Source organism: Sphingobacterium multivorum (assembly GCF_039511225.1).
GTDB lineage: Bacteria > Bacteroidota > Bacteroidia > Sphingobacteriales > Sphingobacteriaceae > Sphingobacterium.
In genome coordinates this window covers 2,056,136-2,073,289 of sequence record NZ_CP154261.1, presented here as the reverse complement: position 1 = coordinate 2,073,289, position 17,154 = coordinate 2,056,136, and the positions used below count along the sequence as shown (strand labels likewise).

General features: G+C 38.6%; 18 protein-coding genes. 10 read left to right on the top strand and 8 right to left on the bottom strand.

All coding sequences use genetic code 11. The annotated features are described in order from the left end of the window. Positions 1-27 precede the first annotated feature (27 nt). From AAH582_RS08510 to AAH582_RS08500, 3 genes are all read right to left on the bottom strand, one after another. Positions 28-1,167: a FecR family protein gene (locus tag AAH582_RS08510; protein ID WP_343321825.1), complete on the bottom strand. Its 1,140-nt coding sequence runs from the start codon at positions 1,165-1,167 to the stop codon at positions 28-30. 96 nt (positions 1,168-1,263) lie between these two features. After that, positions 1,264-1,857 carry an RNA polymerase sigma factor gene (locus tag AAH582_RS08505; protein ID WP_343321824.1) on the bottom strand — a complete coding sequence of 198 codons (594 nt, stop codon included), beginning with the start codon at positions 1,855-1,857 and terminating at the stop codon, positions 1,264-1,266. Between the two features lie 176 nt (positions 1,858-2,033). Then, positions 2,034-2,381 carry a winged helix-turn-helix transcriptional regulator gene (locus AAH582_RS08500; protein WP_343321823.1) on the bottom strand — a complete coding sequence of 116 codons (348 nt, stop codon included), beginning with the start codon at positions 2,379-2,381 and terminating at the stop codon, positions 2,034-2,036. Between the two features lie 112 nt (positions 2,382-2,493). On the opposite strand from AAH582_RS08500, the gene AAH582_RS08495 reads away from it, so the two are divergent. From AAH582_RS08495 to AAH582_RS08470, 6 genes are all read left to right on the top strand, one after another. After that, entirely contained in the window at positions 2,494-3,558 is a 1,065-nt protein-coding gene (locus AAH582_RS08495; protein WP_343321822.1) for an NADH:flavin oxidoreductase, read from the top strand. A gap of 145 nt (positions 3,559-3,703) precedes the next feature. Next, entirely contained in the window at positions 3,704-4,357 is a 654-nt protein-coding gene (locus AAH582_RS08490; protein WP_343321821.1) for an alpha/beta hydrolase, read from the top strand. 318 nt (positions 4,358-4,675) lie between these two features. Further along, the gene (locus tag AAH582_RS08485; protein ID WP_046675694.1) at positions 4,676-5,734 is read left to right on the top strand and encodes an L-dopachrome tautomerase-related protein; all 1,059 of its coding nucleotides are present in this window, start codon (positions 4,676-4,678) and stop codon (positions 5,732-5,734) included. Between the two features lie 331 nt (positions 5,735-6,065). Next, positions 6,066-6,380 carry a hypothetical protein gene (locus AAH582_RS08480; RefSeq protein WP_046675693.1) on the top strand — a complete coding sequence of 105 codons (315 nt, stop codon included), beginning with the start codon at positions 6,066-6,068 and terminating at the stop codon, positions 6,378-6,380. A gap of 32 nt (positions 6,381-6,412) precedes the next feature. Then, entirely contained in the window at positions 6,413-6,733 is a 321-nt protein-coding gene (locus AAH582_RS08475; protein WP_343321820.1) for a hypothetical protein, read from the top strand. 11 nt (positions 6,734-6,744) lie between these two features. Continuing rightward, positions 6,745-7,077, top strand: coding sequence for a hypothetical protein (locus AAH582_RS08470; protein ID WP_046675691.1), 333 nt, complete (start codon positions 6,745-6,747; stop codon positions 7,075-7,077). 13 nt (positions 7,078-7,090) lie between these two features. Here the strand turns inward: AAH582_RS08470 and AAH582_RS08465 are convergent, their stop codons facing one another. After that, positions 7,091-7,855, bottom strand: a complete 765-nt coding sequence (locus AAH582_RS08465; protein WP_343321819.1) for a DUF72 domain-containing protein — start codon at positions 7,853-7,855, stop codon at positions 7,091-7,093. Between the two features lie 201 nt (positions 7,856-8,056). Between AAH582_RS08465 and AAH582_RS08460 the strand changes: the two genes are divergently transcribed. After that, on the top strand, positions 8,057-9,166 hold the full coding sequence (locus AAH582_RS08460) for a glutaminyl-peptide cyclotransferase (protein ID WP_343321818.1): 1,110 nt from the start codon (positions 8,057-8,059) through the stop codon (positions 9,164-9,166). A gap of 65 nt (positions 9,167-9,231) precedes the next feature. On the opposite strand, the gene AAH582_RS08455 is transcribed toward AAH582_RS08460, so the two are convergent. Further along, a complete protein-coding gene (locus AAH582_RS08455; RefSeq protein ID WP_343321817.1) occupies positions 9,232-10,107 on the bottom strand; it encodes a hypothetical protein in 876 nt (291 codons plus the stop codon). A 26-nt stretch (positions 10,108-10,133) separates the two neighbouring features. Next, complete coding sequence (locus tag AAH582_RS08450) at positions 10,134-10,634, bottom strand: hypothetical protein (protein WP_343321816.1); 501 nt, start codon at positions 10,632-10,634, stop codon at positions 10,134-10,136. A 385-nt stretch (positions 10,635-11,019) separates the two neighbouring features. On the opposite strand from AAH582_RS08450, the gene AAH582_RS08445 reads away from it, so the two are divergent. The 3 genes from AAH582_RS08445 to AAH582_RS08435 all read left to right on the top strand — a co-directional run bounded on the left by AAH582_RS08445 (position 11,020) and on the right by AAH582_RS08435 (position 12,181). Next, entirely contained in the window at positions 11,020-11,268 is a 249-nt protein-coding gene (locus tag AAH582_RS08445) for a hypothetical protein (RefSeq protein WP_046675688.1), read from the top strand. A gap of 7 nt (positions 11,269-11,275) precedes the next feature. Next, complete coding sequence (locus AAH582_RS08440) at positions 11,276-11,506, top strand: hypothetical protein (protein ID WP_343321815.1); 231 nt, start codon at positions 11,276-11,278, stop codon at positions 11,504-11,506. 114 nt (positions 11,507-11,620) lie between these two features. Next, entirely contained in the window at positions 11,621-12,181 is a 561-nt protein-coding gene (locus AAH582_RS08435) for a GNAT family N-acetyltransferase (RefSeq protein ID WP_343321814.1), read from the top strand. Positions 12,182-12,268: 87 nt separating this feature from the next. Here AAH582_RS08435 and AAH582_RS08430 read toward each other — a convergent pair whose 3' ends face one another. Both AAH582_RS08430 and AAH582_RS08425 read right to left on the bottom strand, forming a co-directional pair. Further along, complete coding sequence (locus AAH582_RS08430) at positions 12,269-14,515, bottom strand: GH92 family glycosyl hydrolase (protein WP_343321813.1); 2,247 nt, start codon at positions 14,513-14,515, stop codon at positions 12,269-12,271. 33 nt (positions 14,516-14,548) lie between these two features. After that, positions 14,549-16,798: a GH92 family glycosyl hydrolase gene (locus tag AAH582_RS08425; protein WP_343321812.1), complete on the bottom strand. Its 2,250-nt coding sequence runs from the start codon at positions 16,796-16,798 to the stop codon at positions 14,549-14,551. Positions 16,799-17,154: the final 356 nt, after the last annotated feature.

The window sequence follows — 17,154 nt, the reverse complement described above, 5'->3', positions numbered from 1 at the left end:
CAAGCGTTTAGGGTTTCGTCTTTTCATTTAGGTTGTTTTTTCTACATAAATGGTCTTTCCTTTAAATTTAAATTTAATTTTTCCGGTACTCTCCAGTACGTTGATGATATCTTTCAGACTGCTGTTACGAGACAACATCGCTTCAAATTTTTCCGATTTTATTTGGTTATCGAGATAGACGACATCCACATTATACCAGGACGCCAACTCATCCATAATAATCCGTAAAGTCTCCGAATTGAATACGAAATATCCTTCTTTCAATGCATTGCGCGCGTCAAGATCAATTATTCGTCGTTCGATCTGACCGAGTTTGATATACGATTCTTCCCCAGGTAACAGTATAATCTGCCTCTCGCCCTGTCGAACCCTAACTTTACCTTCGTATAATGTCGTTCTAAAGTCTTCTATATTCTTGGTTGATTTCACATAAAAATGTGTCCCCAATACGGAGATATTGATCTTCCCCGCTTTTACCACGAAAGGTTTCAGTTTTGGAACCTCACCTTCCCATGGTAAATATTTCTTGGCAACTTCGAAGTAGGCCTCTCCCACTAGACGAACTTCCCGCATACTATCTACTTCATAGTAATCCAACTGTGTTTTCGCATTCATCCACACTTTGGTTCCATCAGGTAATAGCATGGTCATTTTCCCTCCCTTGGGTGTCGCAGCGAATAAATTATTCGCCCGTGGTGCTTTATTTTTACCGGGCGATGCAAACGATAATAGCGTATCTCCCGGAACCATCGAAATTGAATTTCCATCTCCCAGACGAACTACGCCCGTCATTTGAGCGGGTTGAATATCTTTATCCGGAGTCTCCTGATATACCGTATCCGAAAGATTATGGATAAAAAATAACACCAATAATCCAATCAGTACTGCTGCAATACCGTAAGACCACATGCGTTTATAAAAAGATTTAGGATATGAGGTATTGAGATAATCTTGTTCAAAGAGAGTAAATGACGTCTCCCAATCATAACGAGATATCCCGTCTAAATCCGCTTGCATTTGATTTTTGTTGTCAATCAGATCACAGAGCCCCTTATTGGCTTCCGTTTCGGATCTCCATGCGTCCAACTGTAATTTTTCGTCCTCACGCAATCCTTCTAGTTTGGATTTGCTCAGTAAATAAATGATATGCTGGGGTACTTGCTCCATATTGCTCTATATACTTAAAACAATATTTTGATTTCGTTTCTCTAAAGAGGTGGTAGATATTTTCACAAAAACCTATATATCAGAAGTATAAATTTTCTAAAAATATAGCAAAAGCAAAAGTAGGCAAAAAAACTGGTCGGGCTTGAGTCTTAATCTCAAAAGTTCAATTCCCCTTTTCTTTTGATTGTAAATCGTACTAGTGGTTAGTCCTAAGGAGATCGCTGCTTCCTGTGGGCTTAAATCTTCAACAATCAACTTTCGCATCACTTGCTTACACTGCTCAGGTAGCGTATCAATGGCTTCATGGATCGTTCGAAGCGTTTCCATATAGATCATTTGATGGCTGATCGGTAAATCGACCAGGTCAACTTGTGCTATATAAAAACTGGTCTTTTGTTGAATCCTATTCTCTTGTTGGATCCTGTTTAAAGCAGCATTTCTACAACTTGTGTAGAGAAAACCTCGGATTGATTCAACATGATCAAAATCAACCCGTCGTTCCCAAAGCTTTAAGAATACATCCTGTACGATTTCTTCGATGGTTCCTTTATCAAGGTTCATCTTTTCTAAAAAATAGCACATTGGACTATAGAACGTTTTGTACAGAAACTGTAAACCATCCCTTCTGCCCTCTCGAAAAGATTTTAAAAAATCTTGCTTGCTAAATTCTTGGTTTACCTTGTTTTTCACAATTCAATATTACTTAAATTTTAAATAAATATGAAAATTTCATTTATTGTGATCAACAATCCCGCGCTGGCAAGCGATAGAAAACGTACCGGCCAAACCGGTTGACACGATACTATTCCATTCGGCAGCGATAGCCTAAAAGCGAAGCAAGACCGATGTATTGAGATGCTAAATTTCTACGCGATCAATTCTGGTGACACAGGCTCTTCATAGTAGGCTTCATTCCATTTGGCCAATTGGCACATAATAGGTATTAAAGCCTTGCCCTTTTCTGTCAAAGAGTACTCTACGCGTGGTGGGAGCTCCTTGTACTCTTCTCTCAAAATAACACCATCCTCTTCCAATTCTTTTAATGAACTGGTCAAGACCTTCCGAGAAATATGTTCGATGAGCGCATCCAATTGACCAAATCGGGCTTTTCGATCGCGCAAAGTATAGATGATGACAGGCTTCCACCGAGTACCTAAAATTGCCATGGAACGCTGCATGGCGCAGGAACAACTTTTAAATTCAGTCCTTTTCATTTGAATATATTCAAAATAGTTACGCGAAGGTAACTAGTTTATACTAATAATAGTTACAAATATATACTATTTAAAATATATTTGTAAAGATTTACGATTTAAAACGAGAAAAATGAGCATACAAACACTTTTTAATCCATTTGAGTACAAAAATTTAACACTCAAAAACCGCTTTGTAATGGCACCAATGACGAGAGCATTTTCGACGGATGGAATTCCCGACAGCGCTGTAGCGGGATATTACGAGCGTCGTGCCGCGGGAGATGTCGGTTTAATTTTGACGGAAGGTACCGTTATCGAAAGACCTTCATCAAAGAATTTAAAGGATATTCCAAACTTTTACGGTGACCAAGCACTGGCCGGCTGGAAAAATATCGTGGATGCTGTGCATGAAAAAGGTGGAAAAATAGCCCCTCAACTATGGCATGTCGGTTATACCCCGATGCAATGGACTCCGCCTGCTGCGTTTGAAAGTCCGGATACGATGACATTAGCGGATATAGAGGCCACGATACAAGCTTACGCTGACGCTGCAAAATCTGCAAAAGACCTCGGTTTTGATGCTTTTGAAATCCATGGCGCCCACGGCTATCTGATCGACCAATTTTTTTGGGATGGAATGAACCACAGAACAGACGAATTTGGTGGAAAAACAATCAGGGAGCGCTCTAAATTTGCGGTTGAGGTCGTCAAAGCAATGCGAAAAGCGGTCGGACCTGATTTTGTAATCATTCTACGTTTATCACAATGGAAACAGCAAGACTACACGGCCAAGCTTGCTCCCACCCCCGCGGCTATGGAAGATTGGATCCTACCATTGACAGATGCCGGTGTCGACATTTTTCATGGAAGCCAACGTCGTTATTGGGAGCCGGAATTTGAAGGTAGCGACTTAAATTTTGCGGGATGGCTCAAGAAAATTTCAGGACAACCCACAATCACGGTTGGATCCGTAGGTCTTGACAAAGATTTTGGCGATGTATTTACAAATTCCGAGTTCAAGTCCTCTCCCGCTTCACTGGATGAACTGATTCGTCGTTATGAACGTGGCGATTTTGATCTTGTAGCTGTTGGCAGGGCGATCTTGCAAGATCCGAATTGGGTGAAGAAAGTGCAAGCCGAAAAATACAACGAATTATCGACTTTTGAAGCGAAGAGTTTGGCGAGCTTATCTTAGTAAGCTCGAGCGATTAGGTGGATTAAAATTACGTTATTTAATAGTATAAACAGGGCAAAATTTGATTTTCGAATCAATTTTTGCCCTGTTTTGTAACGATAATTCAGTACCTTGTCTCCGCAAATGGATACAGACACTTGATTAAATGAAAATCACCGCAACCAAAATATATGTCATCAGCGGATTGGGTGTAGATCAACGTGTATTCAGCAAAATAGACTTTGGCTCGCTTGATCTAACCTATCTAGATTGGATTACACCAAGCCCCAATGAACCACTGTCTATTTATGCAAAAAGAATATCGACTAAAATTACTGCAAAGAACCCCATCCTCGTTGGGCTTTCCTTTGGAGGAATGCTTGCAATAGAAATTGCCAAGATTATCGAAACAAAACAAATTATTCTGCTTGCTTCAGCCAAAGGACGGCATGAATTAACCAAACTGTATCGCTTAGCAGGCAGACTCAAAATCAACAAACTGGTTCCTAGTCCGTTACTAAAGTTCCATTGTTTTCTATCAGATTACTTTTTTGGCATACGTAACAAAGAAGATTCCCGCTTGCTAAAACAGATTTTATACGATACAGACCCCATCTTTATGAACTGGGCAATACATCAAATTCTGCAATGGAAAAACAATTCGGTTCAGGACAATTTAATTCATATACATGGTAGTAAAGATCATATTATCCCCATCAAAAATGTAAAGCCCAACTTTATCATTAAAGGTGCGGGACATTTTATGACAGTCACTCATGCCCAGGAGGTTGAAAAGCTCTTGCAAGAAATCTGCTTGTAAATCACCTCCTTTTAATCACCGAGACCAATCCCAACTTTTCTAATCGCTCAGAAAATTAAATCCAAGTGAATTCGTATCGACATGAGACACACGATATGCTGAGCAGTGTAAAAAAGTATTATTTGAAGAAAAGGACAAACAATAATTGAGAATAGAAGGTTCCTCTATGAGAGCGCGGTCTCTTTACGTAACTAAAAAACCGCCGTTTATTGCTTAATGGGACCAGTCAAAAGTAATATAGCAAGGTTAAATTATAACAAGAATATGCGAACACGGCTCATATTAAGTTTTTTATTCTGTCACATCTTTTTTCTCACTATGCTGGCACAAGTTAATGATACTACAGCCCCAAAATTGGAGATCGCAGCAGCTTTAGGCCCGTACCGTCCGATCGGTGTGAGCGCTACCTCCAACAATCGATTATTTGTCTCCTTCCCAAAACAAACTAAAAATTATCAGTATGCACTTACTGAAATCATCAATGGAAAACCTGTTCCTTATCCAAATGAAGAATGGAATTTAGAAGGAAAAGAGAATTCCCACTTTGTAAATGTTCAGGATATATTTGTCGATACCGAGGACAATCTCTGGGTATTGGATTCTAAACCATCTGCTGCTGGATCAATTTTTGGCAAAGATGAAAAATCAAATCAAGGCCAGTTTAAATTATTAAAAATCAATACAAATACAAATCAAATTGAACATATTTATCGTTTCGACGACCTTGATAAAACCAAATCAGGTCTAAATGATATGCGTATTGATCACAAGCGAAATTTAGCCTATCTCTCCGATCCCGGTCAAGCGGCCATCATTATTTTAGACCTTAAAACTGGACAGACTAGAAAGGCTTTAACTGGAAGCCGTTTTACGCTGGCTGATCCTGATGTATTATTAAGCTATAATGGTATTGAAATGCGTAGTGAAAATGGAAAGCCTTTTTCTTCCAACGTGAATGGCATAGCATTGAGTCACGACTTTAAATATTTATATTTCAAACCGATCAATCAAACCCATTTGTACTGTATTGCAACAGAATTTTTAGCCGACGCAGGGCTGACGGATCAAGAATTGGAGGCAAAAGTGGAAGACAAAGGAGAAGTCGGAATCACGCATGGCTTACTAGCAGACATTGATGGAAATATTTATCTCACATCGTCAATAGATTATAGTATTAAATATTTAAATCCTGAGGGAAATGTGAATACCCTGGTAAGGGACTCCCGAATACTATGGCCCGATTCTATGGGTATCAGCGGAGATGGATACCTTTATTTCTCTTGTGCACAGCTCTTTAAAGACCCGCAATGGAATAAGGGAGCTGATAAGGTAGAGTTGCCATATTATGTCTTTAAGGTCAAATTACCGAAATTTTGAAAAAAATGTTACAACAAGTGAAATTCTTAAGCATAAAACTCGCGCTGACACATCTACTTTTCACCTAGATATTAATCTATGCGCAGCCTTCACAAAATTCCCTTCGACTAGTTCCCCTTTATATTTGTCCATCTTTTCTACCCACAAGAAATAGGAACTGAAATTCAGATTCATAAAAACAATAAAATCGAAGTAAAAGCACAAATCACTAAGACATGCCTCCAACTATAAAAAACAACAGCCTCTTAGATGAAGTATAAAATTTTTAGCAAAAACTTTTTTATACTAATATTTTTAGTATATTTGAATATCAGTTTTAGACAATGCTTTTATGGAACACAGCGCAGCATATGACAATAAGGATTTACACGTAGGTGACATCGTTCGCTTTCATACCCCCTATTCCGATGAGGATCCAAATACAATTTTCATTGTACTGTGGTCATACTACGATCCGGCTGGAAAATCATCACGGGCTGAAGTGGTTAAATTTGACCAACGTTCCAAACAAACACCTGTCATTCAGAAGTGGTTTATACGAGATTTAGAAAGAGTCCCCGAAGTAAGTCCAGAATTGCTGAAACAAATTGAGTTATTTATGAAAAGTAAACTTGGCAATGCTATTATCAGTAAGCTAGTCATCTAACAAATTTTATATCTTCAAATTCGACTTAAAATATGGAAAATAAATTCAAAGAGAAGCGAGGGATGGTGTCAGGTCCGATCTGGTCTGACTGGCGCGAACAACTCCGGGAAAGTGAATTAATCGGCTTACATCAGAGACTCGAGAATCTAGAAAGAGAAATACTCCTTGATTGGCTACAATGGCATGATCCAAAAGGAAACTATACCGATCGTAAATGTATTGAAAATGGCGTGCAGCAGCTTTCCAAATTAAAGGCTGTCGCGTATATCCATAAAGAAATCCTGCGCATCCACATGAAAAGAAGATACAAAGCCTTTTCGCATACACACGCACAACTCATCTTTAACAACTAAAATTTCAGATTATGGAGTCTCTTATTAAACAGATCATAGCGCATCAGCTTCCAAGAATTCTAGCTATGGAATCGCATCGCACAGATTGGCGTTATCAGCTCATGAACTTAAAAGATAAGACGTTATTCGATAGATTAACGCTTATGAAAAGACAAGAATTACTCGAGTGGCTACAATGGTACGATAGTGCTGGAACTTACGCCGATCACGACTGTATCCGGAGAGGTATTCCCTTATTTACGAAGGTTCGGGCATTGACCGCAGCTTATCAGCGGATTATGCGTGAACATGAAGGCTGGGATGGCTATATGGGAAATCAATATATCCGTGGCAGTGTACTTTAAAAAAAGACACTTTTTAAAACGGAAATATTTTGTTCGCAGTGATATACGAGGCTAATGTCTTTAGATTAGGAAGTGCCGCTCCTATTGTATTATTAAAATAAGTATAGACTTCTTTTCCCGCTGCAATCCATTCGTTAATATAGGTACTGTATTCCAACAATAGGCTGTCCGAATAGCTTCCCTTATAGTCGCCATTTGGGCCATGGAAGCGCATATAGATTATTTTTGTATCTGTATATTGAAGACGCATACCTTGCCTATCCTTATCATGAACAACCAAATGCATTTCATAGGATTTTAAAAGTAAAGAAGTTTCTTCCCTATACCAGGAGGAATCCCTAAATTCTACACATACTTTCCATTCATCACTTCTCTTGTCCTGAGCAATACAATCCAGCAGTTCAACAAGCATTCCAATAGAAGCAAATTTAAAAGATGGTGGTAATTGGATAAGCAAGCACCCTTTCTTTTGACCGATAGCGTCAATAACAGATAGAAATCTGGCGACATCCCGTGGATCAAACTTGAGTTCTTTTTGGTGCGTAATTCCCTTCCATAGTTTAAAAGTAAAATGAAAATCATCGGTCGTTTCTTCAGACCATCTTCTAACTGTTTCTTCTCTGGGAATTTTATAAAAAGAACTGTTTACTTCCAATGAATTAAATAATAAGCTATATACAGCCAATCGACTTTTATCCTGTAATTCCTCCGGATAGTAACCTTTATTCTTGTAAGGCAAAAGGATACCACTCGTTCCGGTAAAATATGATTTTTCCATACCTTTATAACAATCGAGCAGCATGTAATGGTTCATTTTTTTCTTCCACAAACGAATTATTTTTTTGTATTGATCAGCAACTGAATTGCATATAAAAAACAATTTATCTATGTTTGAGAACCGAGGAGTACCGCAACAGCTATTTTTAAACGACTCATTTTCTAGTTTATTGTCGGATAATTAATCAAGCACACTATATCAATGCAAAAAAAATCGCACCTCATTTGTTTTATTATTGGCGCCATTTTGGGCAGTTGTACCGGAAATAAAAGCAACAATACCAATACGACTTTAAGTTCTCAGCCCGAACATGCTGATAAAAATCCAACATTTACCTTTGACAATATTAAACAGCGCTATACGCAGGGCGAGAGTCTGATTTTAAAGATGAATAGCAAAAACACATCCAAAATAGACTCTGTTATTTACGCTATAAACGAGAAAAAGATTGGCCAGGTCATCGGAAATGAACCTTTCAATTATTCATTAAAACAGGAGAAATTTGGCAAGCAAATTATTAAAGCTGTCGTATTTAGTGATGGAAAGCGAGAAGAAAATTCCGTCAACATCGATCTATTCGCCTCTAACCCTCCACTTTTGCTAAGTTATAGCATTGTAAATATTTACCCACATGATGCCAAAGCTTTCACACAAGGACTGGAGTTTTACGGTGATAATTTGATCGAAAGTACTGGAAACGGGGTTGGTCCAAGTGGAAATAAGGGTAAATCGAGTATCCGTATTGTTAATCCTAAAACGGGTCTGCCAATCAAAAAAAATGAATTGGATGATTCAATTTTTGGCGAAGGTGCTACCGTCCTAAATGGAAAATTATATCAATTAACCTATAAAAACAATCTAGCCTACCTCTACGATATAAACAGTCTTTCTGTTATTAAGACACTTCCTTACTTTCAGCCAATGGAAGGTTGGGGCTTAACTTCTGACGGTAAAAACTTATTCATGTCCAATGGTTCTGATTATATCTATACACTTCATCCAAATGATTTCTCAAAAGTGGATTATATCCGTGCTGCAACGAACACGGCCATGGTGGATCAAATCAATGAAATGGAATGGGTAAAAGGGAAAATCTATGCAAATTTCTTTATGGAGGATGTCATTGGACGAATAGACCCTAAAACAGGTACAGTGGAGGCTTTAGTCGATCTATCCAAATTACGTGAGCATGTAACACAGCATGTGGATTTAGATGTACTAAATGGTATCGCTTACAATAAAAGATCAAACACCTTCTTTATTACCGGTAAAAACTGGGATAAAATGTTCGAGATAAAGCTAACAGAATAGCTTTATCTCCATCAAAAAAAACAACATACTGTTCTGGAAAGAACCAAATCGCACTATTTTTAACTTTATGGTAATTCTTTCATTTTGTTAAAGCCCTCGGTTACCATCGGTATAATTTGTGGTGCAAATAACTGTGGCATAATCGTCCTTGTCCCCGTATCCTTATTGACAATCCATTGCGCATATTTATCTGCTAAAAACTCCAATCGCTGTGCTGAAGATAATCCCGGTAAGGTATAATAGATACTTTTTTCGCCTTCTTTACCTTCCATCTGCACATACCGCCCTTTAGTCACTTTCAGGTGACTGCGGTGTTCAAAATCACGTAGGAAAAGCTCATCCTTGTCTGCATTATCCCATTTCGGGTCACGCGGACAACAAACCGATCCGTAACTGTCTCTTCGATAAATTGTAAGCATGCCTTTGGGCGAAATTGGTTTAACAAAATCTAATCTAGGATTATCAAGACCAGAAAGCCGGAGACTGTCGACTTTAACCGTACCATCCTCTCTTTTTATGGAATAATAAAAATTGGTTGTCGCAGGTTCTATACACATCCCATTTTTCGAAGCTTCTTCGGCGACTTCACTATAAAACTTCCAATCGGGAACAATCAGTACAAAATGTTGAAGATCGGGATAGAATTCATTGGATTTTTTTAGTAATTCCACTGGAATTTTAGTACTCAAAAAGAAAACGTAAGTGGAATCTGGAACGATCTGCAAAGGAAGATCTACCAAATAATTGCCATCTTTCTGCGTTACAAAATCATTGTCGATCATTACAACCCGACCATAGTATTCGCGATACCAATCTGGCTTCGCTGTATCAGCTAATGAATACGGAGGTATTGACTGACGCGCAGCTATTTTGCTCTTACAGGACAATGCCATCATAGGTAAAATGATAAGCAAATACCACATATTTTTTCGTATTAACATCGTTATAAAATTAAAATATATTTCAACTACTTTCCTATTTCACTATCTACTTTTATTCCAGCTTGATTCATGAAGGCTATTTGATGTCCTAAACACGACTCAGCTAAGGCTGCAATTTTCTCCTTTTCATCAGTAATCTCCCGCATCAGACTTTTCCGGGCTCCCTTTTTCTGTTCATTAATATATTTAATTAATAAAACACCATATCCATCAACGATCTCTGTCATATAATCAACTGTAGCGATGTGGAAACTTTCAGCAGTTTTACTGTGTTTCAATTGAGAGGCCTCGCATTTTAGTCCTTTGATGTAACTACTCAAACCACGTGCCTCATTCAATTTCATGTGATATGAATAATGTGATTGATCGACATCATATTCCCCTTCCAGCAATTTCCCATAGCTTTCATCTAATTTCTCCCGACAACTATGAAAGAGCTTAGCCATTTTCTCGTTGTACCCCAATTCCAAATTACCCCTACAGGAACACATGGTAAATAGCATAAAGATTAAAGCTAGCATTCTCATTTCTTATTTTTTTTACAAATAACAGCTTTTTAAATCAGTGTATCCGTCTCGTTTAATATTCGTGGTTGTTGTTTTAAGATTCGTTATTTTCTGTACAACCTGATCGCTAAAAAGCAATACGCTTATCCTTACTTTGCACAAACTATTTATTTCTCTGAAAGATGAAAAAGCTATTCTTTTAAAAAGGAGTCTACAAAAATCATCTTATGCTGTAATATTTAAGAAAAAAGTACCGTGAAACCTATTATTTTTATCATTTAATCAATCCTTATTAACAAAAAACAATAAAAACGCTATATTTAACAAGATTTACACATCATTTAAGTCAAAATTCTTTGTTTCTTAAAAAGAATTGCGGAACTTAGAGACTATAAACCACCGAAATATGAATAACAGACCTTTAAACGGAATGACTGACGAAGAGCTTCAAACCAACAAAAAAAATGCGCTGGTAATTACATGGATGCTCACCACCATGCTCTTTATCCTATTAGGCATGGGGATATATACCTCAATTAACAAAGGATTCAGCGCACTAATGGCGATTCCCTTCGCCTTATCTCCTATTGTTATTCTCAATTTTAAAAGAATAAAAGAAATCAATGAAGAACTCAAAATAAGAGGAGCTCAATAAAGCCATCATGAAACACCTCTCATTATTCATATTCTTTCTTTTCATCTCGGATATTGTATTTGGCCAAGAGATAAGTAAATCAACGACACAGACGATCACCCAATCGGGTATTGGGCTCGGTTCTGTCATTGCCGTTGTCACCTCATGGGATCGCAATAAATCCATACTATGGGCTTTAATTCATGGGATACTCGGTTGGTTATACGTCATCTATTATGCATTCACCCGCAACGAGTAACGATTCTTAACTATAATTCTCACCAGAAGAGCCAAGCCGATCATTAGCAGAATGTCTTTTCTTACATAACATAGCGATCAATTCCTTTTCTATATCTCATCCGCAATCAAACACATGAGTTCCTCACCTATTTCCAATACAGATTTTGTCGTTGAAGAAGTCAACGAATCTAGCATTGCCTTACTTGCTGAACTAGTAGACCTGACTTTTAATATTGTCCAAGGAGGTGCCTCTGTAGGCTTTATGGAAGATCTAACAGTTGAGCAGGCAAAAAGATTTTGGACTGAAGTACTGAACAAGGTCAAACAACAGAAAACAATATTGATTATTGCAAGAGATGCTTTTACGCATCGAATCGCTGGAACTGTTCAACTGCAAATCGACCTCCCCTCAAATCAAACGCATCGTGCAGATGTCGCCAAAATGTTAGTCCATACTGATTTTCGAAGAATGGGCATTGCACAAAATTTACTTCAACACATTGAAAACATAGCCATTGATCTAAATAAAACACTATTGGTACTAGATACTGTAACCGATAGCCCGGCTTATATTATGTATCAAAAATGTGGCTGGACAAAAGTCGGCGATATCCCAAATTATGCGCTCTTCCCGAATGGAACATTGTGTAGCACGACATACTTCTACAAAAACTTGATTCTGCCAACAAAATAAAAGCCCCCAAATCGATTACTATTCATTTGGAGGCTTCTCTTAATTATTTGGGAGCTTCACATATGAATCTCCATATACTTATAGATCCTATTTATTTTTGTACCATATCGGTCCCGGTTTTTCGCCCATTTCTAGCACCAATGTCGCTCCGGACATAATTTGTTCGTGTGTGATATAACTTGTTTCAAGAGGCTTACCATCAATCGTAATGGCTTGGATATAAATATTGGCTTTACTGACATGGTTAGCTTTCACGGTAAATTTCTTTCCATTGGACAACTTCAATTCAGCTTTTTCAAATAAAGGTGTACCGATTTCGTATTTTCCACTTATGGGATCTACAGGATAAAATCCCAATGAGCTGAATACATACCAAGCCGACATCTGTCCGCAGTCATCATTTCCACTTAATCCCGAAGGTGTATTCAAGTAAAGTTTGTTCATTACCTCGGCTGCATATTGCTGCGTTTTCCAAGGTTGTCCAACCGCATTAAACAAATAGAGTGCATGATGGCTCGGCTCGTTACCATGTGCATACTGCCCAATCATTCCTGTACTAAAAATTGGCAGCTTGCTGGTGTCGGAAGGATGAAATGTAAACATGCTATCTAGCTTCTGTCCAAAGCGCTCTTGCCCACCAACAAGTTTAATCAATCCAGGGATATCATGTTGTACAGACCAAAAATATTGCCATGCATTACTTTCACAGATATGTGCACTATATTCCTCCGCATCAAACGGGTTAATAAATTTACCATGGCTATCGCGAGGTTGCATAAATGAAGTAGCCGGATTATACACATTTTTATAATTTTGAGCTCTCGCAAAAAACGCTCCTGCAATATCTTTCCTTCCCATCTTATCGGCCATCATTGCGATACAATGATCGTCATAGGCATATTCAAGTGTTCGTGATAAGGACCAGTTTTCGGCATTGTATTCATCTTTGACATCATAGGGCACATAGCCCAATTTTTTATAAAGACCTATACCCCGGTAATTATCAATATTAGCTGTGGCAACACAGGCTTCTAACGCTATTGATGCATCAAAATCACCGATTCCTTTTAAATAGGCATCTACAATGACGGGAATGGCATGATTGCCAATCATCATATCCGTTTCACTCCCATAGATATTCCATACCGGTAATCGGCCATGCTGTTCATAAAAGGCAATGAATGACTTAATCATATCATTTACTCGACTAGGGTCTATATAGGTAAATAATGGATGTGAAGCCCTATAGGTATCCCAAAGTGAGAACGTACTATAATTGGTCCAACCTTCGGCCTGATGCACCTTCCTGTCAGCCCCCATATAAGCACCATCAACATCACTGAAAATTGTCGGTGCCAGCATCGAATGATATAGTGCTGTATAGAACTTAACTTCCTCCTCTTTGTCTTTGGTTTCGATAGCTATCCTTCCCAGTTCATGATTCCAATTGTGCTCTGCCTCCTTCAAATAATAATCAAAGTCATCTTTTGGAGCCTCTGCTTTTAAGTTCTTGGAAGCGCCTTCCATACTCACACCCGAAAGGGCCGTACTTAAAGTCAATTGTTCGCCAGCTGCTGTCTTGAAATCAAAACGTGCTTTAAATGCTGTACCGATTCGTTTTGCATTCTTCGCCGTTGTATCTGCGCTGGATAAAATTGCTGAACTATCAATATGAACAGCTGTAAAAGGCTTGGAAAACCGAGTTTCAAAATAAACGCGTTGGCCTCTTGCCCAGCCCTCCGAAAAACGATAACCACGGATAGTGACAGAATCAACCACTTCAATGTATGAATCTGTTGTAGCATCCCAATTCATTGCTTTCTTTAAGTCTAAAAATACAGCAGACTCGGCTTTTGGAAACGTATAACGTTGAATCCCGCAGCGCGCCGTTGCTGTCAGCTCTACATTTATATCGTAATCTGTAAGTTTTACCTGATAGTATCCAGCATGAGCCTTTTCGTCCTTATGCGAAAATTTGGAATGTATACCTAATGGAGCCGGGGCTTCATGATAAGGTAAGGTAACCGGCATAAAAGATATGTCGTACAAGTCGCCGGCCCCCGTTCCACTTAAATGTGTATGGCTAAAGCCAGAAATCGTACTGTCAGGATAAAAGTATCCGGAAATACGGTCCCAGCCTGGTAGTCCATTATCTGGACTGAGCTGTACCATTCCAAAAGGCGACTGTGCTCCCGGATATGTATTGCCCGTAAAATCCGTTCCGATAAAAGGATTTACATATCCTACATAAGAAGTCTCATCGGAGTTTTTTAGCGAAGCGCAACCAATTAAGGACAAAAGGCCTGCACAGACCGCATAATTAATATATTTCATCGTGTAGATCAGTTTTTCAATTTAGTTGCCTAATTATCTATTTCCAGTTACGATTAGGATATCCTTGCTATTGACCAAAGTCTGATGGTTGATTTTAAATCCATTGAATGGTTTTCCATCGATAACGATCTTTTTGATATAATCACCGACACCCGCTTTTTGACGCCTTATCGTCACTTTGTCTCCGTTTGGATAATATTTCTTATCGAGTTGGATGGTCACTTTGTCGAATACAGGTGTCACAATAGTATAATCTGGTCTACCTGGACAAAAAGGATAGATTCCAATCATGTTCATTAAAGCCCATGTGGACATTGTACCTGTATCATCATTTCCTGGTATACCTCCGGGACTATTGGTAAAATGCTTTTCTAAAATTTCTTTGACTAGCTTTTGGGTACGCCATTCTTCTCCTTTTATTTCAGAAAACACATGTGGATACAGCATATCTGGTTCGTTGGTAACATCAAAATACCCTTTATCAAAAGTTGCCTGTAGTCTATCTACAAATTTTTGCTTTCCGCCCGACAATTTCACCAAACCGGGGATATCAAATGGTATGGCAAAACTGTAGTTCCAAGCATTACCTTCATGGAAACCATGGTTGGGTTCAAAATTGGCGCCCATCAATGGGTTAAACGGGCTTAAAAACTTGCCGTTAGGAAGGATGGGCCTGAAGGTCCCGTACTCCGAAGAATAATAGTGTTTATATCCCTGCGCTCGCTTAGCAAAAAGCTGAGCATCTTTAGTTTTCCCCAATGAAGCGGCCAGTTGGGCGAGGTTCCAATCGGCAACATAATATTCAATGGCATGAGATACCGAATTATCAAATGAATCGCGCAGTGGAACATACCCATACTTCACATAGTCCGCATTGTCTGGTCTGATTTTATTTGTCGAATCCGTAGTCGTAGCCGATTTCAGAAACGCTTTGTAAGCTGTATTAACGTCAAAATCTCGAATACCTTTCATCCATGCGTCAACAATCACAGGTACCGCGGGATCACCATCCATGGTATAACTTTCTCGGCTATACAACTCCCATTTAGGCATCCAGCCGTTTTCCTTATACATATCGATCATGGAACGTATCATCCCCACCTGTTTATCTGGATAAACCAAGGACATCAATGGCTGAACATTTCGGTACGTATCCCATAGCGAAAACACGGTGTAACGATTGTGATCTGCAACGAGCGTCTTCCGGGTTTCCATTGCCGGATACTCTCCGTTTACATCCTGCAAGATATTTGGATGAATCATAGCATGATATAATGCCGTATAGAACACCGTTTTTTGATCCGCCGTCCCACCTTCGACCTGTATTTTTGACAATGCATTATTCCAACGTGAGGCAGCCTGATTTTGCGTTTTTTCAAAGTTAAAGCCCTCTTGCTCAGCATCTAGATTCTTACGCGCATTTTCAACACTCACAAATGATACGGCAAGCTGTACTTCTAAGCTTTCATTTTCTTTGACATCAAAACTAAAAAAGGCACCAAGATCATCGCCGGAAATCTGATCGGTATAGTCCGTAAAAATTTTATATTTTCCGGCATCTTTATTCCAATCGTTTTCCCATTTTTCTCCGGCACGCTGGAATTTCCAATATCCTCTTTTTGACGGTTTTTTATTGACACGCATAACAAAGAAGATGGGATAAACAGCCTGATTGTTCGTGTAACAGAAAGAGCCCAGCAACTTAGATCCCTCAATTTCAGTATCACTTACATAACGAACTGTTGCGCCAGTTTCATTTGTTAAACCTTCGCCCAAATTAAGCAGGATATTTGCCTGTCCTTTTGGAAAAGTAAATTTCGACACACCTACACGGGTTGTCGCTGAAACTTCTGTCTTGATACCGTATTTCTTTAATATATTGCTATAATATCCCGGATGGGCAACCTCTTGTGTATAGGTACTCCCATATTGATGATAATCAACCTCCAATTTCCCCGAAGTTGGCATCAACAACAAACTTCCCATATCTGGACATCCTACCCCACTTAAATTAACATGAGAAAAACCTGTAAAATAACTATTGCTATGTTCATAGGGAGTAGACCACCATCTTGCATCCTTATCAAATGCATTAAGTGATGATCCCATTACATTAAAAGGAGAAACATTCATCAAGCCGTTGGGAACCTGGGCACCCGGATTAGTTGTTCCATAATTGCTGGTACCGATAAACGGGTTGACATAATCTGTAGGAAGCTTTTGGGCAGAAACGTTCTCCCAAAGAAATAATCCTAAAAGTAAAAAACGAGTAAATTTGATCATATAATCTTGATAGACGACATTGTTAATTGCTTTGATTCAAGCAAACACCATAGGCCGCGCATTTTAGCGTGTACCTACAATACTACAGATAATCGTAAAGATTTACAAATCTTACAAGTCGTTATATCGATGATTTTACGTTTGTTAATAGGATTTAGCAAAACTATACATGTTAAGCAACCGGATTTATGATGACCAATAATAACAAAAGCCTGAAGTGGGGAACTTCAGGCTTTTACTAACTAACCAATTATTAACCTAAATTATGAAACTACACCTATAACGTCATCATAAACAAGTTTCTTATGTCAGTCCTAATTGTTTAACCAAATTTTAACAAATCATTGTTATAGTTC

Bases quoted from the DNA above. Each gene is read 5' to 3' on its own strand.
- AAH582_RS08510 (WP_343321825.1), bottom strand. From the start codon at position 1,167: ATGGAGCAAGTACCCCAGCATATCATTTATTTACTGAGCAAATCCAAA.
- AAH582_RS08500 (WP_343321823.1), bottom strand. From the start codon at position 2,381: ATGAAAAGGACTGAATTTAAAAGTTGTTCCTGCGCCATGCAGCGTTCC.
- AAH582_RS08495 (WP_343321822.1), top strand. From the start codon at position 2,494: ATGAGCATACAAACACTTTTTAATCCATTTGAGTACAAAAATTTAACA.
- AAH582_RS08490 (WP_343321821.1), top strand. From the start codon at position 3,704: ATGAAAATCACCGCAACCAAAATATATGTCATCAGCGGATTGGGTGTA.
- AAH582_RS08485 (WP_046675694.1), top strand. From the start codon at position 4,676: ATGCTGGCACAAGTTAATGATACTACAGCCCCAAAATTGGAGATCGCA.
- AAH582_RS08480 (WP_046675693.1), top strand. From the start codon at position 6,066: ATGGAACACAGCGCAGCATATGACAATAAGGATTTACACGTAGGTGAC.
- AAH582_RS08475 (WP_343321820.1), top strand. From the start codon at position 6,413: ATGGAAAATAAATTCAAAGAGAAGCGAGGGATGGTGTCAGGTCCGATC.
- AAH582_RS08470 (WP_046675691.1), top strand. From the start codon at position 6,745: ATGGAGTCTCTTATTAAACAGATCATAGCGCATCAGCTTCCAAGAATT.
- AAH582_RS08465 (WP_343321819.1), bottom strand. From the start codon at position 7,855: ATGGAAAAATCATATTTTACCGGAACGAGTGGTATCCTTTTGCCTTAC.
- AAH582_RS08460 (WP_343321818.1), top strand. From the start codon at position 8,057: ATGCAAAAAAAATCGCACCTCATTTGTTTTATTATTGGCGCCATTTTG.
- AAH582_RS08455 (WP_343321817.1), bottom strand. From the start codon at position 10,107: ATGTTAATACGAAAAAATATGTGGTATTTGCTTATCATTTTACCTATG.
- AAH582_RS08450 (WP_343321816.1), bottom strand. From the start codon at position 10,634: ATGAGAATGCTAGCTTTAATCTTTATGCTATTTACCATGTGTTCCTGT.
- AAH582_RS08445 (WP_046675688.1), top strand. From the start codon at position 11,020: ATGAATAACAGACCTTTAAACGGAATGACTGACGAAGAGCTTCAAACC.
- AAH582_RS08440 (WP_343321815.1), top strand. From the start codon at position 11,276: ATGAAACACCTCTCATTATTCATATTCTTTCTTTTCATCTCGGATATT.
- AAH582_RS08435 (WP_343321814.1), top strand. From the start codon at position 11,621: ATGAGTTCCTCACCTATTTCCAATACAGATTTTGTCGTTGAAGAAGTC.
- AAH582_RS08430 (WP_343321813.1), bottom strand. From the start codon at position 14,515: ATGAAATATATTAATTATGCGGTCTGTGCAGGCCTTTTGTCCTTAATT.
- AAH582_RS08425 (WP_343321812.1), bottom strand. From the start codon at position 16,798: ATGATCAAATTTACTCGTTTTTTACTTTTAGGATTATTTCTTTGGGAG.